The sequence below is a fragment of the Chitinophaga rhizophila genome (assembly GCF_019492185.1).
GTDB lineage: Bacteria > Bacteroidota > Bacteroidia > Chitinophagales > Chitinophagaceae > Chitinophaga > Chitinophaga rhizophila.
On sequence record NZ_JAICCF010000005.1, the window covers coordinates 482117 to 506696 of the forward strand.

20 protein-coding genes are annotated in these 24580 nt (G+C 48.2%); 12 read left to right on the forward strand and 8 right to left on the reverse strand.

Features of this window, described 5'->3' with window-relative positions; genetic code table 11:
- Window positions 1-18: 18 nt before the first annotated feature.
- The 6 genes from K1Y79_RS26275 to K1Y79_RS26300 all read right to left on the reverse strand — a co-directional run bounded on the left by K1Y79_RS26275 (window position 19) and on the right by K1Y79_RS26300 (window position 9593).
- Window positions 19-1716: a ribonucleoside-diphosphate reductase subunit alpha gene (locus K1Y79_RS26275; protein WP_236059852.1), complete on the reverse strand. Its 1698-nt coding sequence runs from the start codon at window positions 1714-1716 to the stop codon at window positions 19-21.
- 39 nt (window positions 1717-1755) lie between these two features.
- Complete coding sequence (locus K1Y79_RS26280; RefSeq protein WP_220253190.1) at window positions 1756-2730, reverse strand: ribonucleotide-diphosphate reductase subunit beta; 975 nt, start codon at window positions 2728-2730, stop codon at window positions 1756-1758.
- Between the two features lie 414 nt (window positions 2731-3144).
- Entirely contained in the window at window positions 3145-4053 is a 909-nt protein-coding gene (locus tag K1Y79_RS26285) for an NAD(P)/FAD-dependent oxidoreductase (RefSeq protein ID WP_220253191.1), read from the reverse strand.
- A 346-nt stretch (window positions 4054-4399) separates the two neighbouring features.
- Window positions 4400-7309 carry an exo-beta-1,4-galactosidase gene (locus K1Y79_RS26290; RefSeq protein WP_236059853.1) on the reverse strand — a complete coding sequence of 970 codons (2910 nt, stop codon included), beginning with the start codon at window positions 7307-7309 and terminating at the stop codon, window positions 4400-4402.
- A gap of 37 nt (window positions 7310-7346) precedes the next feature.
- Window positions 7347-8366: a glycoside hydrolase family 43 protein gene (locus tag K1Y79_RS26295; RefSeq protein WP_236059854.1), complete on the reverse strand. Its 1020-nt coding sequence runs from the start codon at window positions 8364-8366 to the stop codon at window positions 7347-7349.
- A gap of 126 nt (window positions 8367-8492) precedes the next feature.
- Window positions 8493-9593 (reverse strand): NADH:flavin oxidoreductase, encoded by a 1101-nt coding sequence (locus K1Y79_RS26300; RefSeq protein WP_220253192.1) that lies wholly within the window; start codon window positions 9591-9593, stop codon window positions 8493-8495.
- 459 nt (window positions 9594-10052) lie between these two features.
- On the opposite strand from K1Y79_RS26300, the gene K1Y79_RS26305 reads away from it, so the two are divergent.
- From K1Y79_RS26305 to K1Y79_RS26345, 9 genes are all read left to right on the forward strand, one after another.
- Window positions 10053-11090, forward strand: coding sequence for a S1 family peptidase (locus K1Y79_RS26305; RefSeq protein WP_220253193.1), 1038 nt, complete (start codon window positions 10053-10055; stop codon window positions 11088-11090).
- 124 nt (window positions 11091-11214) lie between these two features.
- Window positions 11215-12672 (forward strand): CoA-acylating methylmalonate-semialdehyde dehydrogenase, encoded by a 1458-nt coding sequence (locus K1Y79_RS26310; protein WP_220253194.1) that lies wholly within the window; start codon window positions 11215-11217, stop codon window positions 12670-12672.
- A gap of 27 nt (window positions 12673-12699) precedes the next feature.
- Entirely contained in the window at window positions 12700-14052 is a 1353-nt protein-coding gene (locus K1Y79_RS26315) for an aminotransferase class III-fold pyridoxal phosphate-dependent enzyme (protein ID WP_220253195.1), read from the forward strand.
- 247 nt (window positions 14053-14299) lie between these two features.
- Entirely contained in the window at window positions 14300-15823 is a 1524-nt protein-coding gene (locus tag K1Y79_RS26320) for an NCS1 family nucleobase:cation symporter-1 (RefSeq protein WP_220253196.1), read from the forward strand.
- Window positions 15807-17189, forward strand: a complete 1383-nt coding sequence (gene hydA, locus K1Y79_RS26325; RefSeq protein WP_220253197.1) for a dihydropyrimidinase — start codon at window positions 15807-15809, stop codon at window positions 17187-17189. The genes K1Y79_RS26320 and hydA overlap by 17 nt, the downstream gene beginning before the upstream one ends.
- 38 nt (window positions 17190-17227) lie before the next feature.
- Window positions 17228-18094: a nitrilase-related carbon-nitrogen hydrolase gene (locus K1Y79_RS26330; protein WP_220253198.1), complete on the forward strand. Its 867-nt coding sequence runs from the start codon at window positions 17228-17230 to the stop codon at window positions 18092-18094.
- A gap of 20 nt (window positions 18095-18114) precedes the next feature.
- Window positions 18115-19476: an NAD(P)-dependent oxidoreductase gene (locus K1Y79_RS26335; RefSeq protein ID WP_220253199.1), complete on the forward strand. Its 1362-nt coding sequence runs from the start codon at window positions 18115-18117 to the stop codon at window positions 19474-19476.
- A 10-nt stretch (window positions 19477-19486) separates the two neighbouring features.
- Window positions 19487-20743, forward strand: coding sequence for an NAD-dependent dihydropyrimidine dehydrogenase subunit PreA (gene preA, locus K1Y79_RS26340; protein ID WP_220253200.1), 1257 nt, complete (start codon window positions 19487-19489; stop codon window positions 20741-20743).
- Window positions 20744-21007: 264 nt separating this feature from the next.
- A complete protein-coding gene (locus K1Y79_RS26345; RefSeq protein WP_220253201.1) occupies window positions 21008-21184 on the forward strand; it encodes a hypothetical protein in 177 nt (58 codons plus the stop codon).
- A gap of 232 nt (window positions 21185-21416) precedes the next feature.
- On the opposite strand, the gene K1Y79_RS26350 is transcribed toward K1Y79_RS26345, so the two are convergent.
- Window positions 21417-21968, reverse strand: coding sequence for a DNA-3-methyladenine glycosylase I (locus K1Y79_RS26350; RefSeq protein WP_220253202.1), 552 nt, complete (start codon window positions 21966-21968; stop codon window positions 21417-21419).
- A 192-nt stretch (window positions 21969-22160) separates the two neighbouring features.
- Here K1Y79_RS26350 and K1Y79_RS26355 point away from each other — a divergent pair, with 192 nt between their 5' ends.
- A complete protein-coding gene (locus tag K1Y79_RS26355) occupies window positions 22161-22367 on the forward strand; it encodes a DUF3606 domain-containing protein (RefSeq protein ID WP_220253203.1) in 207 nt (68 codons plus the stop codon).
- A gap of 31 nt (window positions 22368-22398) precedes the next feature.
- On the opposite strand, the gene K1Y79_RS26360 is transcribed toward K1Y79_RS26355, so the two are convergent.
- Window positions 22399-22761, reverse strand: coding sequence for a winged helix-turn-helix transcriptional regulator (locus K1Y79_RS26360; RefSeq protein ID WP_220253204.1), 363 nt, complete (start codon window positions 22759-22761; stop codon window positions 22399-22401).
- A gap of 96 nt (window positions 22762-22857) precedes the next feature.
- On the opposite strand from K1Y79_RS26360, the gene K1Y79_RS26365 reads away from it, so the two are divergent.
- Both K1Y79_RS26365 and K1Y79_RS26370 read left to right on the forward strand, forming a co-directional pair.
- Complete coding sequence (locus K1Y79_RS26365) at window positions 22858-23616, forward strand: MBL fold metallo-hydrolase (RefSeq protein ID WP_220253205.1); 759 nt, start codon at window positions 22858-22860, stop codon at window positions 23614-23616.
- An 83-nt stretch (window positions 23617-23699) separates the two neighbouring features.
- Window positions 23700-24536, forward strand: a complete 837-nt coding sequence (locus tag K1Y79_RS26370; RefSeq protein ID WP_220253206.1) for a DKNYY domain-containing protein — start codon at window positions 23700-23702, stop codon at window positions 24534-24536.
- Window positions 24537-24580 lie beyond the last annotated feature (44 nt).

A 24580-nucleotide genomic window follows, 5' to 3' on the forward strand; every position in this document is an offset into this window, starting at 1 on the left:
TAGTATCTGTCTGAAATATTATCCTTCGCAGCTCTTACATGTCACCAGGCTGTTCACCAGTTCTTTTGACACACTCTGGCTACGTTGGTAGTAAAGTGTTTTTACGCCCAGTTTCCAGGCCTCGATCAGTAACCTGTTCACTTCCTTCACCGGCAGGTTGGAAGGAATGTTCAGGTTCAGACTCTGTGCCTGATCAACGTGTTGCTGGCGGATAGCGGCCTGCTGGATGATTTCCAGCTGACTGATCTCCTTAAAGGTTTTGAACACGTCTTTCTCATGCTCCGTCAGCTCTTCGAGATGCTGCACACTACCGTGATTCAGCATAATGCTGCGCCAGGTATCTTCATTGTCCAGTCCTTTCTGTGCCAGCAGATCTTTCAGGTATTTATTCTTACGCATGAAGTTACCTTTAGACAGCCCTGCTTTGAAGTAGTTGCTGCTGAAAGGCTCGATACCCGGAGATGTCTGACCTAATATAGCAGAAGAAGAAGTGGTAGGTGCTATTGCCATCAGGGTGGTATTCCTGCGGCCATAACCTTTTAGTACTTCCGGCTCTCCGTATATCCAGGCCAGCTCTTTGGTAGCTTTCTCTGCTTTGTCAGCAATATCTTTAAATATAATAGACGTCAGTTGCTTTGCACGCATGCCTTCAAAGGCGATCATGTTCTTTTGCAGGTAGGAGTGCCATCCCAGTACGCCAAGACCCAGTGCACGGTGACGTTTTGCAAAGCGGTTAGCCGCAGCCAGGAAGTGATTGCCTTCTGTTTTGGTAATAAACTCCTGCAGCACGGCATCCAGGAAGAAGATAGCAAGTTTCACTGCGTCAGTGTCTTTCCACTCATCGTACAGTTCGAGGTTCATGGAAGACAGGCAGCAGATGAATGACTCATCTTCTGTAGAAGGCAGCATGATCTCTGAGCAGAGATTGCTGGCATTGATGCTCAGGTTAAGGTCTTTATATACCTGCGGTTTGTTACGGTTTACGTTGTCAGTAAAGAAGATGTAGGGTAATCCTTTCTGCTGACGACTCTCCAGTACTTTTGCCCATATCTCACGTTTCGGCATGTCGCCGTCAATCATATCCTGCATCCAGTAGTCTGGCACGCATACACCGTAGAAGAGGTTCTGAATAGGGTGGCCGATGTCTTTGATGGACAGGAACTCCTGTATATCGTCATGGTCAATATCCATGTAGGCAGCAAATGCACCACGGCGTACGCCACCCTGAGAGATGGTATCCATAGCGGTATCAAACAGGCGCATGAAACTAACAGCGCCACTGCTTTTACCATTATCCGTTACAGCGCTACCTCGTGCCCGCAGTCCGCCGAAATAAGCAGAAGTACCTCCGCCTATCTTCGTCTGCATGATCACTTCGCCCAGTTTATGCGTAATACCTTCTATATTATCAGGTATGTGCACGTTGAAGCAGGAGATAGGCAGTCCGCGTTCTGTACCCATATTGGCCCAGATAGGAGAGCTGAGGCTCATCCAGCCCCTTTCTATCATCTCTACAAATGCTTCTTTCAGTTCGGGTTTATAAAGACGCTGTGCTGCAGCGGTACAAATTCTGTCGATTGCTCCTTCAACGGTTTCGCCTTTCAGCAGATATCCTCTGTTAAGGATCTGTTCACTCTCTGAGTTCTTCCACCACAACTTAGGCAATTCGTATTGCTCCTTCACACCTGCCAGCTGTGCTAATTCTGTTATCGCCATGACTTATGCTTTTTCCGTTTTGTGTTACCAATAAAAATGTTAGAACAGATCAAGTGCAGAAATGCTCTTGTCATGTTTTGTATAATCAACCGGGCGTTTCGCAAAGAAGTCATCCAGACTGTTTGCAAACACTTCTTCTTCAAACCACAGCATCGGTTTATTATCTTCTGTGCTGATGTTAAACTGTGTAGGCAGGTTGATCTTTTTCAGACTGTCGTCTGCACGGTATTTCATGAAGTTTACCAGATTCTCTTTACTCACCGTATCAATCTCACCTTCGCTGAATATCCAGTCCAGTATCCTGCTTTCCACTTCAATAGATTCTCTTACCAGCCTGGTTACTTTTGCAATTGTTTCCTCATTGAAGATGTCAGGGTATTCTTCTCTGATTTTGTTGATCAGATAAATACCTGCGTTTGCATGTATCTGCTCGTCTACAGATGTCCAGGCAATGATATTGCTTACATTCTTCATCAGCCCTTTGAAACGGGTGAATGACAGGATGATGGCAAACTGGCTGAACAGACTCACGTTTTCGATCAGGATAGAAAACAGGATCAGTGAGATGGTATATTCTTTCTTGTTAGTTGATTTTGCACTGCTCAGGGCATCGGATAAATATTCGATACGCTGACGGATTACGGGAACATCTACCAGCTTTTCAAACTGGTTGTTATACCCCAGTACTTCTACCAGGCGGGAATATGCCTCGGAGTGGCGAAATTCACATTCCGCGAAAGTAGATCCCAGACCATTCATTTCCGGTTTAGGCAGATGATTGTATAGGTTACCCCAGAAGGATTTTACGGCTACTTCGATCTGCGCAATGGCCAGCAGACTGTTTTTTACTGCTGTTCTTTCTGCCGGGTTCAGGTGGGAATGGAAGTCTTGCGTGTCAGCGGTGAAGTCAACTTCTGAGTGTACCCAGAATGATTTGTTGATCGCATCGGTGAACTGTAATACCTCCGGATATTCAAACGGCTTATACTGTAATCTCTTATCAAAAATTCCCATACCTTCTATATTTATAGTAAATGCTTTGCTGCTGTTACAACCGCCGGAGTTCACAATGTAATTCCCCTAAAAACGGCGCTGGAGGACAGCATACGGGTCACGTATATAAAGTACTTTTCATATGCTGCCGGATTACAAAAGTGACATTGCGACGGAGAATAAAAAAATAAAGGAACTAACAGCATGTGGAAAACTAATATGGAAAATAACAGAAGGCTCACTGGGGGCCGGTTACAGGAATGTCGCCGGACGGAACTGTTCACTGCCGCACGGCATGGCCATATTACCCATAACAGACGGATTGATTTTCAATAGCTTGACATGAAGCGTTGTTCTGAAAGACTAAAAAAATAAAAAAGGAGAGCTGACAGCTAACACCGTCAACTCCCCTTTGCCTGCCTATATCATCTTCCGTTAAAATGTTTCCTCCACCAGATCTTTGTTCGCCACCGCACCCGCAAATGTACCGGACGCGACCGCATTTGCCACGGAGCGCATCATGCTGGTATTATCGCCACAGGCATACACGCCGGGCAGGGAAGTTTTGTACATAGCATCTACCTTCAGGTAGCCCTGCTCGGTCAGTTCACATCCCAGCTGCTCAGGAACAGGGCAGTGCTGTGTAAAACCAATACGGGCGTACAGGGCTTTTAAAGGGAATGTGGTGCCGTCTGCAAATACCAGCTCACGCAGATATCCCTCCTGATGCGCAATGGCTTTAATCTCTTTTTCTACTACATTGATATGATGAGACGCCAGTTTTTCCAGTTGCGCAGCTTGCAGGGTTGACGGGCCATTCGTGAAGATGGTCAGATCCTTCGTCCAGTTGAAAATCAATTTACTGAAGTCAAAAGCCATATCGCCGTTTGCCAGAATACCTGTCTTTTCCGCTTTCACCTCATACCCATGACAGTAAGGACAATGAATAACGCTGATACCCCAGCAGGCAGCAAAGCCTTCAATCGCCGGCGGAATGTCATTAATGCCCGTGGCGAAGATCAGTTTGCGGCCGGCAAATGTTTCGCCTTCGGCAGTGGTAATCTCAAAGCCATCTGCTGTTTTACTACCCGCTGTTGCCAGTCCGGTATGAAAAGAGACGGTACTGTATTTCAACACCTGCTCTTTGCCGATCTGCGCTATCTCAGCGGGCGTCTTGCCGTCCTGTGTCAGAAAATTATGGGAATGCGGTGTCTGCCTGTTACAGGGCTTACCGCTGTCTATAATCAATACTTTCCTCAATGCACGGCCCAGGGCCATGGCTGCGGATAATCCGGCATAGCTGCCGCCTACGATGATTACATCAAAACTCCTTTCTCCTGTCATAATACTTTCCTGTTAGCTGTACTTGAATAATATGTTGGTATACCAAAGGTACTGCAAAAAAACTTTCATTTGCAACTAAGTTGCAAATGAAAGTAGGCGGGTAAAATACTATCAGCCGATAGGCGGTCGAATTTTCGCCTTGCCGCCAGGGGTAAGGAAATGCGTAAAAAGAGGCGAACGAACGAATCCCGGACGAACAAGGGACGAATTAGCGACGGCCAAGCGACGAACAAGCGCTATGGCCATCTGGTCATAAAACTGATATCATTTTAACGGTTCATCCTGGAAAAGAGAACGGTATTACCAGACGTAACGCCGGGTAATACCGTCACCGGTAATCGACATATTATTTAGTGATCTGCTGAGGCTTCAATTCGTCAGGATTCTGTTTTGTAAAGTTCTCCCAACGCTCTTTAGATGGTGAAACAAACAGGTCCTTCACCACTGCCAGGTCTACCGTACCTGCGGGTTTGAAAGCAGCTGAGGCCATATACTGCTGTAAGCTGTACAGCAGTTGCCGTGCCGCCAGCCGTTTGTCGGGCATTGATGTCAGATCCGCACTACTGATGATCATCTTCCCTTTACCAACGTTCGCTTCCATAATCAGCGCCAGTTTCCGGTTCATAAACCAGGTATCAATAGGTTGTACCAGCGGACGGAATCCTTTCGGAAAATCTTCCAGGTGCATCACCTGCGCCTGATTAACAATTTCCCACCATTGCAGGTCACTGTGGTAAGCCGTAGGGAAATACTTAAATGCAGGATGTGCAGGGTCCAGGGTAATGCCCAACGTATGCGGCGGACGCATTTTGAACCAGGAGGTATTCCAGAACACCGGTGTAAAATGCTGCACAATCTCTTTGCCTTTCACCACCTTGCCGGCTGCATGCAGAAACACGGTACCGCCCTGTTCCAGTACCGCCATCGTTTTGGCATCAATCGTATCTGTATAGTGTACATTTCCTGTCACCGGCGCTACTTCAGGATATACCCAGAAGTGCCAGTCATTTTCAGCGGCTGTATTGTTGACGCTGACAGTCAGTTTCAGCCTGGCTGCTTTCTTTATATCCGCAGTGGAGAACCGGATACTATCCACGAAGGTATTTCCGCCTTTCCTGATAGTAGTAGCCGGCAATGTGCCTTTTTGCAGTACGGCGTTGCCCTCATCTGTGATACGCCATGATACCACTGCGTTTGTCAGGTCCTGTGGTCCGTAATGACAGATCTCAACAGGCGTTACAAACGTTTCATTGTTGCTGTAAGTGAACTTTGCAATGCGGGTAAGTGGCACGGTCACATTACAGAAGCGGCTCCATTCTTTCGCGGTGAGGTAACCTTTTTCCTGCCAGAAAGCATTGATGACACCAATCAGCGCAGTACCCTGTCCGGGAAAGTCCTGCAATCCCAACAGCTGAAAGCCTGCGCCGTTTGGTGTACGCAGCGATTTCTCAATCTCCTGCTTGTAACACAATGCCTGCAGTTTGCCGGAGGCCATCAGGAAATCCTTTGCACGGTCTCCCATGTCATGTGCCTGTAGTTCTGACTGAAACAGTTCAAAGTTGCGTGCACGTGTAATGCCCGTATACTTTTTGATTTCGCTGAAGTCGGGGAAGACGCACCATTGTCCCATTTCATGGGTAACATACGGGATGGTAAATGTCTTGATTTTCTCCTGGTAGTCACTCACTGTCTCAGGTGCAATGGTTTGCCAGTTAAGTCCGCGGGGGCCGGATTTAATCATATAATCTGCATCGCTGTACAAAGGCCAGCTCATGCCAACAGCGGCTGCCGCGTACACACGGCGGTTATCCTGTTTTCTCCAGTGTGTGACAAACTGCTGCAGGTATTTTACCTGGTTACGTCCTGCAGGTTCATTGCCTGCTGCAAACATGCAGAAAGAGGGATGATTGCCATAGGCTTTCAGGATGCGCGCAGTCTCTTCATACAGGTACTGATCTATGAAGCGGTTATCGCCCAGTGAGGTACCATGGTTGGGCCAGGAAGGACCTTCCGGCTGCAGGTAAAATCCTGCTTCATCTGCAGCGGCAAATGCTGCTTCCGGCGGGCACCACGAATGAAACCGCATGTGATTCAGTCCATGAGACTTTGCTACCGCAAATAATTTTCTCCACGCAGCAACATCCATAGGAGCGTAGCCTGTCAAAGGGAACTCACAGTTGTTAACGTCGCCGCGTAAATAGATTTTATTACCATTCACCAGGATGGACTGTCCTGTTACTTTCACTTCCCGCATACCAAAGCGTACTTCCTGCTTTTGCTCACCGGTGGCAGCATTCAGCGATACGGAGAGTGTATACAGTGCCGGAGAAAATTCATCCCAGGGCAGGAATGAGTTGCCCATTGGCAGGATCGCTTCGGTAAAAGTTGTATCGTTTGGTTTGGCAGTTACATCAACTGTTACCTGTGCTGTGGTATGCTTACGCGCGGTATTTTTACTCGCCGCCTGCAATACAATTCTGCCCTGTATAGCAGCGGAATTGTTGTTAACGGTGGTGATGACCACTCTTGCCTGCTGAGCGGCGAGATCAGGATATACCTGTATATCTGCCATGTGCAGCGCCGGAGTGGCCTGTAATGCCAGTTTACCGGTAAGACCATTCCAGTTGCCCTGTGTATGGTCTGTCACGCTGTGGGAGTCCGGACCAACATTCATCTGGTCCAGCCGGTTGTCGATACGGACGGTCAGTACGTGTTTACCAGCTGAGATATGGGGCGGAATATTGAACTGATGTGGCGCTACCAGCGAGTTACCCTTGCCGATGATGGTGTTATCAATCCATACAGTAGTTTGAGTATGTGCGCGTTCCAGGAACAGCTGCCGGTTCTTTCCCTGCCAGTTTGCGGGGATAGTGATGCTCTTCTGATACCAGGCAACGCCGGTATAGTGTTTAAGGGGCGTCAGCCAGAATGGGATCTTCAGCTGTCCTTCTTCGCGGTAGCGCGCCAGGCTGGCCCGGAAAAAGAAAGAGCTGTCATAGATGGAGCCGGTCCATTTTGTATGGAGGGTCACATCATCTCCCAGCCCGTTTTCAGTCATAGACCCGGGCAGGCGCACAGTGCCTGGTAATTCCTTAAGAAACCATGCCTCACTGATACCTTTGTCTTCCTTGTCTGTTTGAAAACGCCATGGGCCGGCTAATGATATTTCCTGTGCATGAGCGTGTGAAAGCATGCCGCATAGTAGCAGGCATATGAATGTCTTTATCGGATTACAAAACATGGGTAGTTGTTTCATTGTACGTGGATAGTGGAAGATGTTAGTTAGCCGGCATTTACCATTTAGCGGTCAGCCGCGCCAGTTCTTCTGCCGTTATGGGCAGGATAGTGCCATGACGGGGATGGAAGTCGAGAGATATCTGTTCATCAATGGCCTTGAAATGTTTGAAGTCAGTGGTTTTGGTGAACTGATATTTACCGCTGGTATACATATCATACATCAGGATATAACCGCTGCCGTCATTCAGTTTAAACGTGCCTGCGCCTTCCACTGGTCTGTCTGTCTGTTGCACATAGTCGTTGCTCTGCATCACATAGCCGCTGGTCAGTTTATCTGAAGTAGCTATTTTAATGCCCGGCCGCCTGTCTTCGGTTTTAAAGAACAGGTAGAAGCGGCCATCTTTCTGTTGAATATCGCCATCAATGCAGGCAGCGTTTTCAGGGTTGAAGAACAGCTGTCTGGGCTCGCCTTCCAGGTCAGTGAAATCTTTGTTGGCGTAGGCATATACAATCTTATCCGGTTGATTACCGTGTTTTACGGAGAAGTAGATCATGTATTTTTTTGCCTGCTCGTCATAGATCGTCTGCGGTGCCCATACGCGTAACAGGCTATCCTGACCGGCGTATTTCTTTTGCAGATTAATGGCTGAAGATGTCCAGTTGACAAGGTCGGTGGATTTCAGTAGTACCATGCCGCGGTTGCTGTTCCAGCCTTTGGAAGACAGCATATCAGTCACCACCATATAAAAGGTTTTGCCATCTGCGCCACGCAGGATGTGCGGGTCGCGTACACCGCCGGTTTCACTGATAGCGGGAGAACTGATGACGGGGTTATTACCGTTTAAGGCGCGGAACTGGTAGCCGTCATTGCTGACTGCAAAGCAGATTTGTTCTTTAGCGGGCTGGTTGCCGGTGAAGTAGGTGAAGAGATAGGCGCTGCATACCGGGGCTGCTTTCTTTACACGGCGTTGCTGTGCAGCGGCAGGTAAGGTAGCCGCCAGTATCAATGTACATACAGCTGATGTAAAGGTTCGTCTGTTGAGCAGGAAGTGCTTCTTTACTGAAAATTTCATCATGGAATTTATGTTGAACAGTGCGTTCGCTGGTTTGGAAAAATGATTGTCCAATATACAATAATTTATCCTGAAATAACAAAGGCGCCGCAGTTTCCCGCAAGCGCCCTTATTATCCTAAAAATCGAATTATAGCAATTCCGCTAAAGCTTCTTTGGAGAATCCTTTCAGTTCGGCGGTTCTTCCTTCTTTAATTTTTGATACCCAGTCAGGATCTGCAAGTAATGGTCTTCCTACCGCTACCAGGTCAAAGTCACCCCTGTCGAATCTGCGCAGCAGTTCATCCAGTGAGCTTGGTTCAGAGCTTTCACCTTTGAAGGCAGCCAGGAACTCGCCGGATAATCCGATGGACCCTACGGTAATCGTGGTTTTGCCGGTCAGTTTCTTAGCCCATCCGGCGAAGTTCAGGTCAGAGCCTTCAAATTCCGGTTCCCAGAAGCGGCGCTGAGAGCAATGGAAGATATCGATACCCGCATCAGCCAGCGGTTGTAACCATGCTTCCATTTCAGCCGGCGTGTGTGCCATTTTGCTGTTATATTCATAGGGCTTCCACTGAGAAAGGCGGATGATCAGCGGGAAGTCTTCACCTACCCGTTTCCGCACTTCTTTAATCACTTCTACTGCAAAACGGGTGCGTTCTGCCAGTGTTTTACCGCCATAGATATCTGTACGCAGGTTAGTTTTATCAGAGAAAAACTGATCTATCAGGTAGTTATGTGCACCATGAAGTTCCAGGGTGTCAAAGCCCAGTCTTTTAGCATCAGCCGCAGCATCGCCGAATGCCTTGATGGTATCGGCAATATCTTTCTCTGACATAGCCAGTCCGTTGGTGTTGCCTGGTCTGTTGATGCCTGAAGGCCCTTCAAACGGCGTCAGTGGTTTCCAGCCGGAGTGATGATCATCCATCACACCCATATGCCATATCTGCGGGCCCATACTGCCACCGGCCGCGTGTACATCATTAATTACTTTCTGCCAGCCCGCCAGGGAAATTTCACCATGGAAACGGGGTACATTGGCATCGTTGGAAGATGCCGGACGGTTAATGACCGTACCTTCAGAGAGTATCAATCCCACTTCCCCCGCAGCACGGCGCTGATAATAAGCCGCTACGTTTTCTCCCGGTACGCCGTTAGGTGAAAATGACCTCGTCATAGGGGCCATTACAATTCTGTTCTTTATGTTCAGCGATTTAAAGCTGAAAGGCTCGAATAAGCTCAGGTTACTCATGATTGTATTCGTTTGTATTTTCAATATCAACCGATATCCTGCACAAAGATATCGGAGATTTCCGAAATGCCAATTATATTTTCCCTGTTGGGTAACAGGGGGAGGGGGGAGGCTCTTGAAAAACCTATATGGGAGAGGGAAGCACAGGAATGTTAAAAAAGTGCTAGGTAAATCGGTGGGGGAAAAGGGTGCGGGGCAGGTATAACTTGCCGGATAGCGAAAAAAAGTGTATATTGGTTTAGCTTGACATAGCCCCGGATCAACATTAAAAAAGCCTCATACGGAAACAGTTAATACCCCAAAAAAAATCACTTACAGATGAACCCCTCGTCAGTCCATGTTACGCATCACTGTTATGCGCATACGTTTGTAATGCCGGAATGGCAAAATACCTGCTTTCATGATAGCAGTAATAAGCATATATCTCCGTATTTTCAGCAATTGTAAAACACGTATAGTATGAAATCAACAGAAGAGCTGAAACGGGAGCACGAAATGATGTGCGATATGCTGAAGGATGGAGTGGAAGACGTATTGAAGCAGATAGCAGGCGTACATCACATCAGCGTAGGTCTGAAAGAAACGGAAGGACGTATAACAGACCAGTTATGCATCAGGATATACGTGCAGGAAAAGAAGCATCATAGCGCACTGCATGCGCATGAAGTATTGCCGTCAGAGATCAATGGTATTCCTACGGATGTAAATGTTATACCTGGTTTCAGTGCCTGTGTGGACGAAAACAGGTACCGGCCCCTTAAAGGAGGCATACAGATCACCAACCGTATTATCATCCGGGATGAGAACACATTTGGTACAGAAGTGGCCCATGGCACGCTGGGTTGCCTTGCCCGCAGCAATGATGATGGCCGGACTGTTATACTGAGTAACTGTCATGTGCTGATGGCGAATGCAGCGCAGCCGGGAGACAGGATCTATCAGCCGGCACCGGCAGTGATTCCGGAGATGAATAACAGAGATCTGCCTTTTCATCCGGAAGACGATATGAATGCTATCGGGAGAATTATCAGGGGAACTATCAATGAGAAGATTGATGCCGCCATTGCAGAGATCAATACGTCAGCGTTGGATATGGCCAGCTGTAACGAGATCAATGGACTAAGTGTAAACGGCATCCCGAGGTATAACGTAGTATTGGGTGCAGCAGCAGCTATACCTGGTCAGATGGTGTTTAAAGTTGGCGAGGTGTCGGGACGTACAGAAGGGCGCGTGGTAGATATCAACTATCCTGCCACGACGTTTCCCATTGAAGGTAAAATGCACACTTTTAAGGGGCAGATTGCGATTCAGCCGGTAGATCCGGCCCATCACTTTTCTGAGAAGGGCGATTCAGGCGCAGTCATCGTGAATATGGATAACCGTATAGTAGGTTTGCTCTTTGCCAACAACGGAAATACCAGGCCGCAGATTACACTGGCCAATCATATAGACGATGTTTTGAATGCCCTGAATATACGGTTGTATAACCAGGAATAGGTACCCGGAAGTTCTTTACTACAGCTGAATAATTCTTCTTCTTTCTTTGTTCAGATGTCGGGAATTTTTAGTAAATTAAGGGTATAGTTTCACAACGCTAATTAACCCAAACTCCCCAAAACGCATGAAGTACGAAAGGGTCAGGAATTTTATCAATGGTAGCTTTAAAGACGTATCGTCTGCGCGTACACTGCCGGTTATTTCACCTGTAGACGGAACGTTGCTGGCCGAACTACCCTGTTCTTCAGCTGCGGATCTGGAGCATGCGGTGGAAGCGGCGCAGACGGCCTTTCCGGCCTGGAGCAGAACGCCTATCAAGGAGCGGGTACAGGTTTTCTTCCGGTATAAATACCTGCTGGAAAAGCACCTGAAAGGGCTTGCTGCGCTGGTGAGCGAGGAGAATGGTAAAACATTCAGCGAGGCGGTTGCTGAGGTAGAGAAGTGTATTGAGCTGACAGAATTTGCTACCTCTTTGCCGCAGTTGGTGGCGGGCGAGGTATTGGAAGTCAGCACAGGCGTGGAATGTCGTACTTCCTATGTACCGCTGGGCGTAGTAGCGTCTATTGTACCCTTTAACTTTCCGGCGATGGTGCCTAACTGGACTATCCCTAACGCCATAGCGCTGGGTAACTGTATGATCATTAAACCGTCAGAGAAAGTGCCGCTTAGTCTGTCCGTCATCGCCAGGCTGCTGAAAGAGGCAGGTTTGCCGGACGGGGTGCTGAATATCGTGAACGGCGACAGTGAGATTGTTGACGCCATCTGCGATCATCCTGACATTACCGCTATATCTTTCGTAGGTTCTACCAGGGTGGCCAAGATCGTATACCAGCGTTCTACGCAGCAGTTGAAAAGGTGCCTGGCGCTGGGTGGAGCAAAGAATCACCTGCTGGTCTTACCGGATGCAAAGCCGGATATGACGGCGCAGAACGTGGCGGCATCGATGAGTGGTTGTGCCGGACAGCGTTGTATGGCCGCATCGGCGATGATCGGCGTGGGAGAGGTGGATCACATTGTAGACCTGGTATGTCAGGAAGCCAGGAAGATTATACCGGGTCAGAACCTGGGCGCTGTAATTAATCAGGAGTCAAAAGAAAGGATAGAGAGATATATTACTGAAGCGGAAGCGCAGGGCGCACGCATTCTTGTGGACGGCCGGGGAGCTACGGTAGCAGGTAAAGAGAGCGGTACCTATGTCGGGCCGACCGTGATCGACTATGTGACTGCAGATATGGCCGTAGCCCGGGAAGAGATTTTTGGTCCCGTTATCAGTATCATGCGCACCAGTACCGTAGATGAAGCATTACGTATAGAGAATGAGAATCCTTATGGTAATGCAGCCGCTGTATTTACACAGAACGGCGGTATGGCACGCTATATAGCAGAAAGAGCAAGCGCCGGCATGATCGGGGTGAATGTGGGTGTGCCCGTTCCCCGTGAGCCGTTCTCCTTCGGAGGATGGAATGAAAGCAAGTTCGGCGTAGGCGATATTACCGGAAAAAGCTCAATTGCGTTCTGGACAAAGCTGAAAAAGAGTACGACCAAATGGAACCCTGAAGAAGGCGTTAACTGGATGAGTTAACATTCACGATTACTAAAATGGCTGTTTATGCCGGAAGTAAAGAGATCATCTCAGGCACAGGAGATCATCCAGGATAACCTGGATTATACGTTATTCTCGTGGAGCAAACAGAAAGGTATCAGCCCCATTGCTGTGAAATATGCAGCAGGGGTATATCTCTATGACTATGATGACAAACGTTATCTGGACTTTTCATCAGGACTGATCAACGTTAACATCGGCCACGGTCACCCCAGGGTGGCTGCGGCCGTCATGAAGCAGATGCAGGAAGTGAGTTATGTTACTCCGGGATGCGTGACAGCCGCCCGCGGACAACTGGGTAAGAAGCTGGCAGCGATCTCCCCCGGTAACCTCAGAAAGACGCTGTTCACCGTCTGCGGCGCAAGCGCTATAGAGAACGCTATTAAACTAGCCCGGTTATATACCGGCAGACATAAGATCATTACCCGTTACCGGGCTTTTCACGGCGCGTCTTATGCGGCAATGACTGCCGGCGGCGATCCGCGTAAACTGCCGCATGACAGTCAGCAGGTACCCAATATCATACACGTAGAAGACCCTTACTGCTACCGGTGCCCCTTCGGCCAGTCTCCGGATTCCTGTCACCGGGAATGTGTAAGTCACGTAGAACGGGTGATCCAATTCGAGGGCCCTGAAAACGTGGCAGCCATCCTCATGGAAGGCGAAAGTGGTAGTTCCGGGTGTATCACCTATCCGGCAGATTACCTGCCTAAAATCAGGGCTATCTGCGATAAATACGGCATCCTGCTGATTGCAGATGAGGTTATGAGTGGCTTCGGCAGGACCGGTAAGTGGTTTGGCTGTGACAACTATGGCGTGGTACCAGACATGATTGCTACCGCTAAAGGAATCACCGCAGGATATATCCCCCTCGGCGCATTGATTGTTAGCGACACAATAGCGTCCTTTTTTGACGATAAAACACTCTGGCTGGGGTTAACCTATTCAGCGCATCCTGTAGCCTGCGCAGCGGCCGTAGAAGTGCTGAATATTTATGAAGACGAACATCTCATAGCAAATGCCGCCAACATGGGGCAATATATCGAACAGGAGATAGCGGCCATGCGGCTGCATCACCCCTGTATCGGCGACTTCCGTAATACCGGTCTGCTGGGATGTATTGAACTGGTGAAGAACCGGGAGACCAGGGAACCTATGGTACCATTTAACGCCAGACCAGAAGAAATGAGCATCATGAACCGGCTTGCGGCAAGGCTGAAGCAACTGGGTATGTACGCCTTCGTACGCTGGAACTACGTCTTCATTGCACCTCCGCTGAGTATTACGCGTACACAGGTGGATGAAGGACTGGCAATGATAGACGATGCCTTGTCTATTGCAGATGAATATGTGGTATAAAGAGGTATCCTCAGTGAATCATCTGCTAGTAGATAGGTAGATGAAGGACTGGGAATAGTAGGTGATGTATTGTCTACCGCAGATGAATATGTGGTATAAAGGGGTAGCATCAATGAATCATCTGCTAGTAAATAGGTTGATGAAGGACTGGGAATAGTAGATGATGTATTGTCTACCGCAGATGAATATGTGGTATAAAGAGGTAGCCTCAATGACTGATCTGCTCACAATCTGTAATTCCGAAAGCATGACAGATAATCATGACATCCGCCCGCATATTTCCCGCTCCGGCCTGTATAGCGAAGACCTGGCACCCGTGCCGGTTAATCAGCGCACCTGGAATACCTGGAACTATGCAAGTCTGTGGATCAGCATGAGTCTCTGCATTCCGACCTATATGCTGGCCAGCTCGCTGATAGAAGGTGGGATGAACTGGTGGCAGGCTATCCTGACGATCTTTGCCGGCAATACTGTGGTGTTGATCCCGATGATACTCAATGGACATGCAGGAGCGAAATATGGTATTCCTTTTCCGGTTTTCGCCCGCGCCAGTTTCGGTACCAGAGGCGCTAACATCCCGGCTATGCTGCGGGCAATCGTTGCCTGCGGATGGTTTGGTATCCAGACATGGATAGGCGGTTTCGCGCTGTACCAGATGTTGCAGCTATGGCTACCCGGACTAGCTACCCTGCCGGCAGTATTTCCGGCTTCGTTCGGTCTTGCGACCGGCCCTGCCATCTGCTTCCTGGTATTCTGGTTGTTGAACATGTACATCGTATACCTGGGTATCGAAAGTATCCGTAAGCTGCTGGTGTTTAAGGCCATCTTCCTGCCAGTAGCAGTACTGGCCTTATTGTACTGGGCTATCAATGCCGTAGACGGTGGATTAGGACCCATCCTGCACCAGCCGTCAAAGTTTACTTCTAACGCGGCATTCTGGACATTTTTTATCCCCGGACTGACAGGTATGGTCGGCTTCTGGGCCACTCTGTCTTTGAATATCCCTGACTTCACGCGTTATGCCGTAAGTCAGCGTGCGCAGATCAAAGGCCAGGCATTGGGACTGCCTCCTTCCATGACGTTGTTTTCCTTTATCGGTGTAGTAGTTACCGGGGCGACCACTATCGTATATGGCACGACCATCTGGGACCCGGTGGTACTGGCAGCAAGATTTGAGAACAAGCTGCTTGTCAGTATCGCCATGATCGCCGTTGCTATCTCCACACTGGCAACTAACATTGCGGCTAATATTATCAGTCCGGCCAACGACTTTGCTAATCTAGCCCCGGAAAAGATCTCCTTCCGGACCGGTGGTTACTTCACAGGTATCATCGGTATGCTGATCTTTCCCTGGAAACTGGTCGCAGATCCTACCGGGTATATATTTACCTGGTTGGTAGGATATTCAAGTCTGCTGGGACCTATAGGCGGCATCATGATCGCTGATTATTACCTGGTCAGAAAGCAGCAGCTGGAAGTAGGTGAACTATATGATCCGGCGGGACGTTATAGTTTTTCAAATGGCTTCAACCGCCATGCTATGGTCGCTTTACTGCTGGGTATAGTGCCGAATATTCCGGGTTTTCTGGCCACCATCAGCTGGATACCGCCCGACGCGCTGCCGGGTTGGATCATACAACTATACAGTTACGCGTGGTTTGTAGGTTTCTTTGTATCAGGTACCAGTTACTATTTTTCCATGCGCTCATATCATGTCATTACCAACACAGGAACCAATAAACAGGAGGTGAACTATGTCGCTGCTGATTAAAAACGGAAGAGTTATCACTGCTACAGACGACTATCAGGCAGATATCCTGGTAGAAGGAGAGCAGATTGTTGCTATTGGAAAAGACCTGCCGGCAGATAATGCACAAGTCATAGATGCTACAGGGCTATTGGTGATGCCGGGAGGTATAGATCCGCATGTACACCTGGACATGCCGTTTATGGGCACTTTCTCCAGTGATACCCATGAAACTGGTACACGTGCGGCACTGCATGGAGGTACTACCACTGTCATTGACTTTGTACTGCAGCAGCAAGGGCATAGTCTGCAGGAAGCATTGGATGAATGGAACAGCAGGGCAGCCGGTACAGCCGTAGGCGATTATAGTTTTCATATGGCCGTCACAGACTTTAATGCGGCCACAAAGGCAGAGATCCGGACAATGATTGTACAGGAGGGTATTACCTCTTTCAAGACTTTCATGGCATATAAAGGAGCGTTGATGATTGACGACCGGCAGATGACCGGGTTGATGCAGGAAGTAAAGCAACAGGGCGGTATGGTTACCGTACATGCGACTAACGGAGATGTGATTGATTACCTGGTGGCCAAACACCTGGCGGAAGGCAGGACTTCTCCGCTATATCATTACCTGTCACAACCAGAAGTAACGGAAGCAGAAGCAGCAGCGCGTTTTACAGACCTGGCGCATTATACCGGTTGTCCGGCATACATCGTACACCTCACCTGTGAAGGAGCACTCAATGCGGTACGTAACGCTACCCGCAGGAATCAAAGAGTATATGTAGAGACCTGTATACAGTACCTTACGCTCGATGCCAGCAAGTATGACCTGGGCTTTGAAAGTGCCAAGTGGGTAATGAGTCCGCCGTTACGGGAAGTCAAGGATCAGGAAACCCTCTGGGCCGGAATCAACCAAGGTCTGGTGAACATTGTAGCTACAGATCATTGTCCGTTTATGTGGCAGCAGAAGTTGATGGGCAAGGATAATTTCTCAAAGATACCTAATGGTCATCCGGCCATTGAAAACAGGATGGAGCTGTTGTTCAGTGAAGGCGTAGTGAAGAACAGGATAACGCTCAATAAGTACGTAGAAGTAGCGTGTACGAATCCTGCAAAGATATTTGGAATGTTTCCCCGCAAGGGTACTATTGCCATAGGCAGTGATGCAGATATCATCCTCTTTGATCCACATCAGCAGCATATTATTTCAGCAGCTACTCACCATATGAATGTTGACTACTCCGCCTATGAAGGATGGGAAGTAACAGGGAAGGTGAAGACAGTTATCTTAAGAGGAAAGGTAGCTGTTGATAACGGCGAATGCCTGTTGCCCAGCGGATATGGGCAGTTTATCAGGCGTAACCAGGTAAGTGCGAAGATCTGACATCACTATTGATATTTATTACGCTTAAATTGTTCCCCATGTCGCGTGTTATTAAATCCGGACTTATTCAAATGAGTCTTCCCAAAACAGAAGGCGAAGGAACCATCGATGAGATCAAAGAAGCAATGATTCAGAAGCATATTCCCCTCATCGAAGAGGCAGGCGGGAAGGGGGTGCAGATACTGTGTCTGCAGGAGATATTCAGTACCCCGTATTTTTGTCCGGGACAAGACAGTAAATGGTACGCCTCTGCCGAGACAGTGCCGGGGCCTACTACCGAACGGATGGCGGAGTATGCTAAGAAGTACAACATGGTAATTATCGTCCCTGTATATGAGAAAGAGCAGGCGGGCGTGTTATACAATACAGCCGCTGTGATTGATGCAGATGGTACTTACCTGGGCAAATACCGCAAGAACCATATACCGCATACCTCCGGGTTCTGGGAGAAGTTCTTCTTCAAGCCAGGCAACCTGGGTTATCCGGTTTTCCAGACGAAGTATGCGAAGGTAGGCGTGTATATCTGTTATGACAGGCATTTCCCCGATGGGGCGCGGGTGCTTGGACTGAATGGCGCAGAGATCGTATATAATCCCTCCGCAACAGTAGCAGGTTTGTCACAGTACCTGTGGAAGCTGGAGCAGCCGGCACATGCAGCAGCCAACGGTTACTTCATGGGTTGCATCAACAGGGTAGGCGAGGAGAAGCCCTGGAACCTGGGTAGGTTTTATGGTTCGTCTTACTTTGTAGATCCCCGCGGACAGATATTCGCAAGCGCCTCAGAAGATAAGGATGAGTTGCTCATCGCCAGTTTTGACCTTAGTATGATAGATGAAGTGAGAAATGTATGGCAGTTTTTCAGAGACAGACGTCCGGAGACCTATAGCAAGCTGACAGAGTTATAAGTTTCATTTAAAACACCTTTATGGCAGTACAGAATAACAGGTTGACTGCTGAAGAATACGAACAGCGTTTCAGTGATATACATCCCCCGTTTGAGACCCGGGATGCGGCATTAGTGGATGCCAACCGTTGCCTTTTCTGCTACGATGCGCCCTGCACAAAAAGCTGTCCGACAGGTATTAATGTGCCGAAGTTTATCAAACAAATCACTACAGATAACCTCAAGGGAGCAGCATATACCATCTTCTCGTCTAATATCATGGGCGGTGGCTGCGCGAAGGTTTGTCCGGTGGAGAAACTTTGTGAAGGTGCCTGCGTTTATAACCTGATGGAGGAAACCGCGATTCCGATTGCACGTTTACAGCGCTATGCTACTGAGCCGGCCATCAAAGGGCAGTGGCGTATGTTTGAGAGAAAGCAGCGAACTGGCAAAAAGGTGGCGATAATAGGCGCAGGGCCGGCCGGATTGAGCTGTGCGCATGCATTGTCAAGAGAAGGCGTAGACGTGACTATTTACGAGAAGGAGGCGAAAGGCGGAGGGCTGATGACCTATGGGATTGCCGCCTACAAAGTAACGCCCGCATTCTGTGAAGAAGAGGTCAGCTTCATTACCGGCATTGGAGGAATTGACATCCGGTACAACCAGGAGCTGGGGAAAGATATTCTGTTATCCGCTTTGCAGGAAGAGTATGATGCCGTATACCTGGCATTTGGCGTCGGGCTTGCCCGGCAGTTGTATATTCCGGGAGAGCAGCTGGAGGGCGTGGTAGACGCGATCAGCTTTATCTATGACATCCGGAACAGCGGGTTTCCGGCAGTGCCGGTAGGAGATCAGGTGGCAGTCATCGGAATGGGTATGACCGCCATAGATGCCGCTACGCAGGCACGCCGGCTGGGTGCAAAAGAGGTGACGCTGGTATATAGAAGAACACAGCAGGAAATGCCTTGTACCGTAGCAGAAATGGACATTGCACTATTGGATGGCTGTAAGATTATCTGGCTGGCAGCGCCGGCAGAGATCATTGGGGAGAACGGTAAGGCGACGCAGCTGATTTGTCATAGCGTGAGGCTGGAAGAAGATAATACCGGTCGCCGGCAACCGGTGCTTACGGATGAGAAAATAGTACTACCGGTGGATATGGTGATCAAAGCCGCCGGACAAATGCCTTTTGAGCAACTGATATATGAAAACCAGCTGCATCATAACGGAGGTAAGATCGCGGTTACCGGCAATGGCGTGACAAGTATCAATGGCGTATTTGCAGGAGGAGATTGTGTAAATGGAGGAAAGGAAGTAGTGGATGCAGTACAGGCAGGCAAGGAAGGCGCAGCAGCAATTTTAGCGTATTTGCAGGCAGACTGCCATGTCAGTAGCAGTCATTAAACGTATCTTTATGGCAGACATCTCAGCTAATTTTCTCGGTATCAGATCGCCTAATCCTTACTGGCTGGCAAGCGCGCCACCCACTGATAAAAAGATCAATGTGCTGCGTGCTTTTGAAGCAGGATGGGGAGGCGTAGTCTGGAAGACGTTGGGTAGTCAGGTGAAGAACGTGTCTTCGCGTTATTCTTCTGTTGATTACAACGGCAGCCGGGTGATGGGCTTCAATAATATTGAATTGATAAGTGACCGGCCACTCGCTGTCAATCTGAAAGAGATTGCAGAGTGTGTCCGGCTGTTCCCTGACAGGGCGATGGTTGTTTCTCTGATGGCAGATAACAACCGCGAAAGCTGGCATGAACTGATCAAACAGGTAGAGGATACCGGCGCGCATGGGCTGGAGCTGAATTTTGGTTGTCCCCACGGCATGACAGAACGTGGAATGGGCGCGGCCGTCGGGCAGGATCCGGAGATTGCTGCCAGACTAGTGGAATGGGTGATGGAAGCTGCGACTATCCCCGTCATCACAAAACTGACGCCCAATGTTCACTCTGTCGTACCTACAGGAAGGGCGGCAGTGAAAGCAGGTTCCCACGCGCTGTCGCTGATCAACACCATCCAGTCGGTAACCGGCGTTGACCTGGATACGTTTGTGCCTAATCCGAATGTGGCAGGTCAATCTACTTTCGGAGGTTATTGCGGTCCGGCAGTTAAGCCGATCGCCCTGAAGATGCTGACTACTATCGCGCAGGACCCTGTTACAGCAAAAGTGCCAGTATCAGGTATCGGAGGTATCAGCACCTGGAAAGATGCTGCAGAATTTATGTTGCTGGGCGCAACAACCGTTCAGGTATGCACCGCCGCTATGCGTTACGGCTTTCGTATCATAGAAGATCTGTGCGACGGACTTAATAACTGGATGGATGAAAAGGGCTTTCGTACCCTGGACGACTTTATCGGCCGTTCTGTACCTACGCTGACAAGCTGGGAAGAGCTGGATATGAACTATCACATAGTAGCCAACATCAACCAGGATAAATGTATCCACTGCGGGTTGTGTTATATCAGCTGTGAAGATGGTTCACATCAGGCGATTAACCTATCCTACGGGAATCCTTACAATACCTACACGATCAAGGAGGAGGAATGCGTAGGGTGTAATCTGTGTAAGTTGGTTTGTCCGGTAGATAATTGTATCACGATGGTAGAGCAGCGTCATGGGGACGAATATCTGAACTGGAAGGAATATCAGCGGAGGGGTGGGGTTTGAAGGTACGGATTCAGGGAGTGGCAGTTGTGTTAGCAGGAGGGTATTGGTGTAGATTAGATGTGAGGTATTAACAGGGGCGGGTGATCATTCTATTTTGATTGACAAGCCTGCCGGCGAAGAGGTGATTAGTAGCGGGGTGGATTAAGTGTAAGGCGTTGTTGGTAGTAGGTAGTCTTGGCCTTTCTAAAAGAGCGAATATTTTCGGAAGGAAATGTATGTTAAGTGTGATGGCTGGTGTAGATTCCTGTCAATTTCATTGGTTCATTGTTATATTGGATTATAGCTACGGAAGAGAAATATAATGATGGCGGAGAAAGTGCGCTGCCTGTATTGACCAACACGATGCAGGTGACAGTTACAATGCCGTTGTCCATGAGGGAGAATGGTACACGCAGCTTCACTATGTTTAAGATGTTGAAGAATGGTGATGCTGTAACATGACAACAGGATTCCTTCACCTTGGAATGTGCATCTTTATTAGCCGCATTACGTCTGGTCATTTGAACTTAAAAGAACGTTAGGGGAGACGTACTTAGTGATGGTGTAGATCAGGCGTGAGACATGAATAGCGGCAGGTGATCCCTATTGTTAAGCGGCAATAGTGAGCGTATGGCAATAGCGCGCTTTGCAGCAGTTTGTTGACCTTTTTGATGTAAGTGATATTGATTCAGTGTTAATCTACTATTGCCCAAAGTGCGCCGGCTTTAATTGCCTTCTCATGTATTTCGCATTGTTTATCGTGCGCGCCAGGCAACATACCGATACTCATTAGGAAAGAGTTGACAATCTCGCCACCGGTGAATCGGAATGTTTTCTTGAAGAGCTTTACCCATTGTTCTTTGGTCTTTGGATGATGCGCTTCAAGCCAGCCCTTAAATGAGCCCTGTTCTTTCTGTAATTGCAGGATTGTCTTTGCATTCTCAATGGCCGCGTCAATCTTCAGTCTGTTCCTTATGATGCCGGCATCCGCCAATAGTCGCTCACGATCCGCAGTCGCATAGGCAGCCACTTTACTGACATTGAAGTGACTGTATGCCTTACGGAACTGGGCTTCTTTTCTTAGAATCGTCTCCCAGCTGAGCCCAGCCTGGTTGATCTCAAGTACAAGTCGGCAGAACAGTTCGTTGTCATCATCAATAGGAAATCCATACTGATGATCATGATAGGCTTTGTGAAGTGCCTTCTTCTCTGCGGGCATTACCTCGATAGCGGTGCAATAGGACATATGAGCTGCGTGTTGTTATCTGGGTTGTAGAAATGATGCACAAGATAGTACATTAAGGCGAGTCAATCATAAGCCTGATCCATCGCGCGCAGCTACAGAGGGCATTGAATACGCCGTCGTACTGTTAGCCATACCTCCGGAAAGAAAAACCGGTGGCATGTTTTATGCTTCTGAAAGCATAAACAATAAAATATGGAAGATAATAAATTACCTGGTGGTGTAGAGAATACAGACGCTCCCCAACCGCAGGAGTTCAGGATGAATGAGCTGGCACTTGAATTAGGCGTTTCAACAGAAGAGTTGCAGCAGGCAGTAGAAATAGTAGGGGATGACCCTGTGAGAGTGAAGGAGTTTATCCGCCGTAACCACAGCGAAAGTGATGATACGAATGAGGTATAGATGTTGAGTTGGTTGCAGGATAGTTATTTGTCTAACTGAGCGTTACTTTCCGCCGGATTTTAAGCAGATCAACTTCTTCAGCAGCGTATTCATTTGCCCATGATTCCAGGGCAGCAAGTGCAGGGCCAAGGGCTCTGCCTTTCTCCGAAATGCGGTACCATACTTCGGGCGGAAAGCCATTCTTTTCCTCCCGCAGGAGCAGTCCATCCTGTTCCATCTGTTTTAATTGTTCCAGTAGTACCTTTTTAGCCACTTTGGGAATGGCACGCCACAGCTCTGTAAACCGGATCTCCTCCTGATGGAAAAGGTAGTATAAGATGATTGGTTTCCATTTACCAGATAGCGCCCCCAGTGCAACATTTAATCCGCAATATTTAAACTCGTTATAATTCATGGTTACCGGAATGTAAACAGGTTACTAATAAGTTACCTTCTTAAGATTTCGGGCGATATCCCTCATCTTCGTACAGCCAAAATTAAACGAATTATCATGAATGTGCAATTACTGAGAAATGCTTCTCTGGTGCTGACAGTCAATGGCAAGACCATACTCGTTGATCCGTTCTTTGCCCCTAAAGAAGCATATGATGCTTTTGATTTCACAGGAAACAGCCGCCGCAATCCATTAGTAGATCTTCCATTAGGTGAACAGCAGTTGAATGAACTGGTTGCTGCGACAGATGCAGTATTACTGACACACATTCACCTGGACCATTGGGATGCACAGGCGATAGCACTATTATCCAAGGACATACCGGTATTTTGTCAGCCAGACAATGAGCAGACAATTGCTGCACAGGGTTTTACCGCTGTTACAGCGATTATAGACGAATTAACCTGGCAGGGAATTAAGATCAGTCGTACAGGCGGTAGACATGGTACAGGTGCAATAGGAGAGAAAATGGGCATTGTATCCGGTTATGTAGTCAATGATGGGACAGGATCGGTATATATTGCCGGTGATACTATCTGGTGTGAAGAAGTGAAGGATGCACTGGACAAATATCATCCTGAGAAGATTATTGTGAATGGTGGAGCCGCCAGGTTTATCCAGGGAGATCCTATTGTGATGGATATACCTGACATCATACAGGTATGTAATCATGCCCCGGCAGCAATGGTATATGTAGTCCATCTGGAGGCGGTGAATCATGCGACTGAATCACGAAGAGATATCCTTCAGGCGTTGATTGGTCAGCAACTCAATGACAGGTGTCTTATACCAGAAGATGGAGCGTTCCTGTTTTAAGTAACAGGGGCACTGGTGGCACCAATTTTGCACAACCGGAGCGATAGTTCATTACCCACTGTAAAGTTTGAAATAACCATATCATGGAGAAGAAACAGGTTGAAGTGATCAGTATTGATCCTCCGAATGTCACGGTTAAGCTGAATGGTCAGCAGTATATTGCGCCAGTTGAAGCCTATCTTGAAACCTGGCAGCCCCTTTCCGAAAGTTATTCTAAAGATCATAAAGGTATTCTTTGTCATAATTCCAGGGTGTTTAGCCGTCATTACAAGGAGATCGATCTGGAAACATTTGAAGTAATATCAGAGCATGAGGCACCACTGACTGCCTACTTTAGGGACGCGCACAAGGTCTATATCGACAGCTCTATGTGCCGTTTTACAGCAATACCTGGAGCAGATCCGGCTACTTTTGAGGTGACTGATATCAGTAAGGGTTTCAGCCGTGATAAGGATAGGGAATATTACTACGACCAGCCATTGCCTTACAAGCTAAAAGATGCCCGGTTACTCAATGAGCAGTATGCTGTGGCAGATGGCAGGGTGTACGCGGCATATACCCGGCTGATGGATGCAGATGCTGATTCTTTTCATATACCTTATCCGGAGCTGATTCCGAACGTGGCGATGGATAAAAACCACGTGTTTTTTCGGGATCAGATCGTGACAGATGCAGATGTCAGGACTTTCACATTCCTCCCAGCATGTGTAGACGCTGACCGGGCTTATTATGATAACTGGTATATAGACTTTTATGCCAAGGATAGCACAAATGCCTGGTTCATACGAACGATCGATAAAGAGATGAAAAAGATTCGGGTAAAGGACACAACAGCATTTGTATTCAAGGTAGAAAATGAAAAAGGATATGGCTACGATGGCGTTAACTGGTACCGGCAGGGAAAGAAAATGAAAAAGTAATTAAACGAGGAATAGCTGTTTCCAGATGCAGCTATTCCTCTATA

Coding starts and splice junctions, on each gene's coding strand:
- K1Y79_RS26300 (WP_220253192.1), bottom strand. CDS start 9,593: ATGAGTAACCTGAGCTTATTCGAGCCTTTCAGCTTTAAATCGCTGAAC.
- K1Y79_RS26350 (WP_220253202.1), bottom strand. CDS start 21,968: ATGTCCTATTGCACCGCTATCGAGGTAATGCCCGCAGAGAAGAAGGCA.
- K1Y79_RS26310 (WP_220253194.1), top strand. CDS start 11,215: ATGAAGTACGAAAGGGTCAGGAATTTTATCAATGGTAGCTTTAAAGAC.
- hydA (WP_220253197.1), top strand. CDS start 15,807: ATGTCGCTGCTGATTAAAAACGGAAGAGTTATCACTGCTACAGACGAC.
- K1Y79_RS26285 (WP_220253191.1), bottom strand. CDS start 4,053: ATGACAGGAGAAAGGAGTTTTGATGTAATCATCGTAGGCGGCAGCTAT.
- preA (WP_220253200.1), top strand. CDS start 19,487: ATGGCAGACATCTCAGCTAATTTTCTCGGTATCAGATCGCCTAATCCT.
- K1Y79_RS26330 (WP_220253198.1), top strand. CDS start 17,228: ATGTCGCGTGTTATTAAATCCGGACTTATTCAAATGAGTCTTCCCAAA.
- K1Y79_RS26280 (WP_220253190.1), bottom strand. CDS start 2,730: ATGGGAATTTTTGATAAGAGATTACAGTATAAGCCGTTTGAATATCCG.
- K1Y79_RS26295 (WP_236059854.1), bottom strand. CDS start 8,366: ATGATGAAATTTTCAGTAAAGAAGCACTTCCTGCTCAACAGACGAACC.
- K1Y79_RS26305 (WP_220253193.1), top strand. CDS start 10,053: ATGAAATCAACAGAAGAGCTGAAACGGGAGCACGAAATGATGTGCGAT.
- K1Y79_RS26290 (WP_236059853.1), bottom strand. CDS start 7,309: ATGAAACAACTACCCATGTTTTGTAATCCGATAAAGACATTCATATGC.
- K1Y79_RS26370 (WP_220253206.1), top strand. CDS start 23,700: ATGGAGAAGAAACAGGTTGAAGTGATCAGTATTGATCCTCCGAATGTC.
- K1Y79_RS26320 (WP_220253196.1), top strand. CDS start 14,300: ATGACAGATAATCATGACATCCGCCCGCATATTTCCCGCTCCGGCCTG.
- K1Y79_RS26355 (WP_220253203.1), top strand. CDS start 22,161: ATGGAAGATAATAAATTACCTGGTGGTGTAGAGAATACAGACGCTCCC.
- K1Y79_RS26315 (WP_220253195.1), top strand. CDS start 12,700: ATGCCGGAAGTAAAGAGATCATCTCAGGCACAGGAGATCATCCAGGAT.
- K1Y79_RS26275 (WP_236059852.1), bottom strand. CDS start 1,716: ATGGCGATAACAGAATTAGCACAGCTGGCAGGTGTGAAGGAGCAATAC.
- K1Y79_RS26365 (WP_220253205.1), top strand. CDS start 22,858: ATGAATGTGCAATTACTGAGAAATGCTTCTCTGGTGCTGACAGTCAAT.
- K1Y79_RS26335 (WP_220253199.1), top strand. CDS start 18,115: ATGGCAGTACAGAATAACAGGTTGACTGCTGAAGAATACGAACAGCGT.
- K1Y79_RS26360 (WP_220253204.1), bottom strand. CDS start 22,761: ATGAATTATAACGAGTTTAAATATTGCGGATTAAATGTTGCACTGGGG.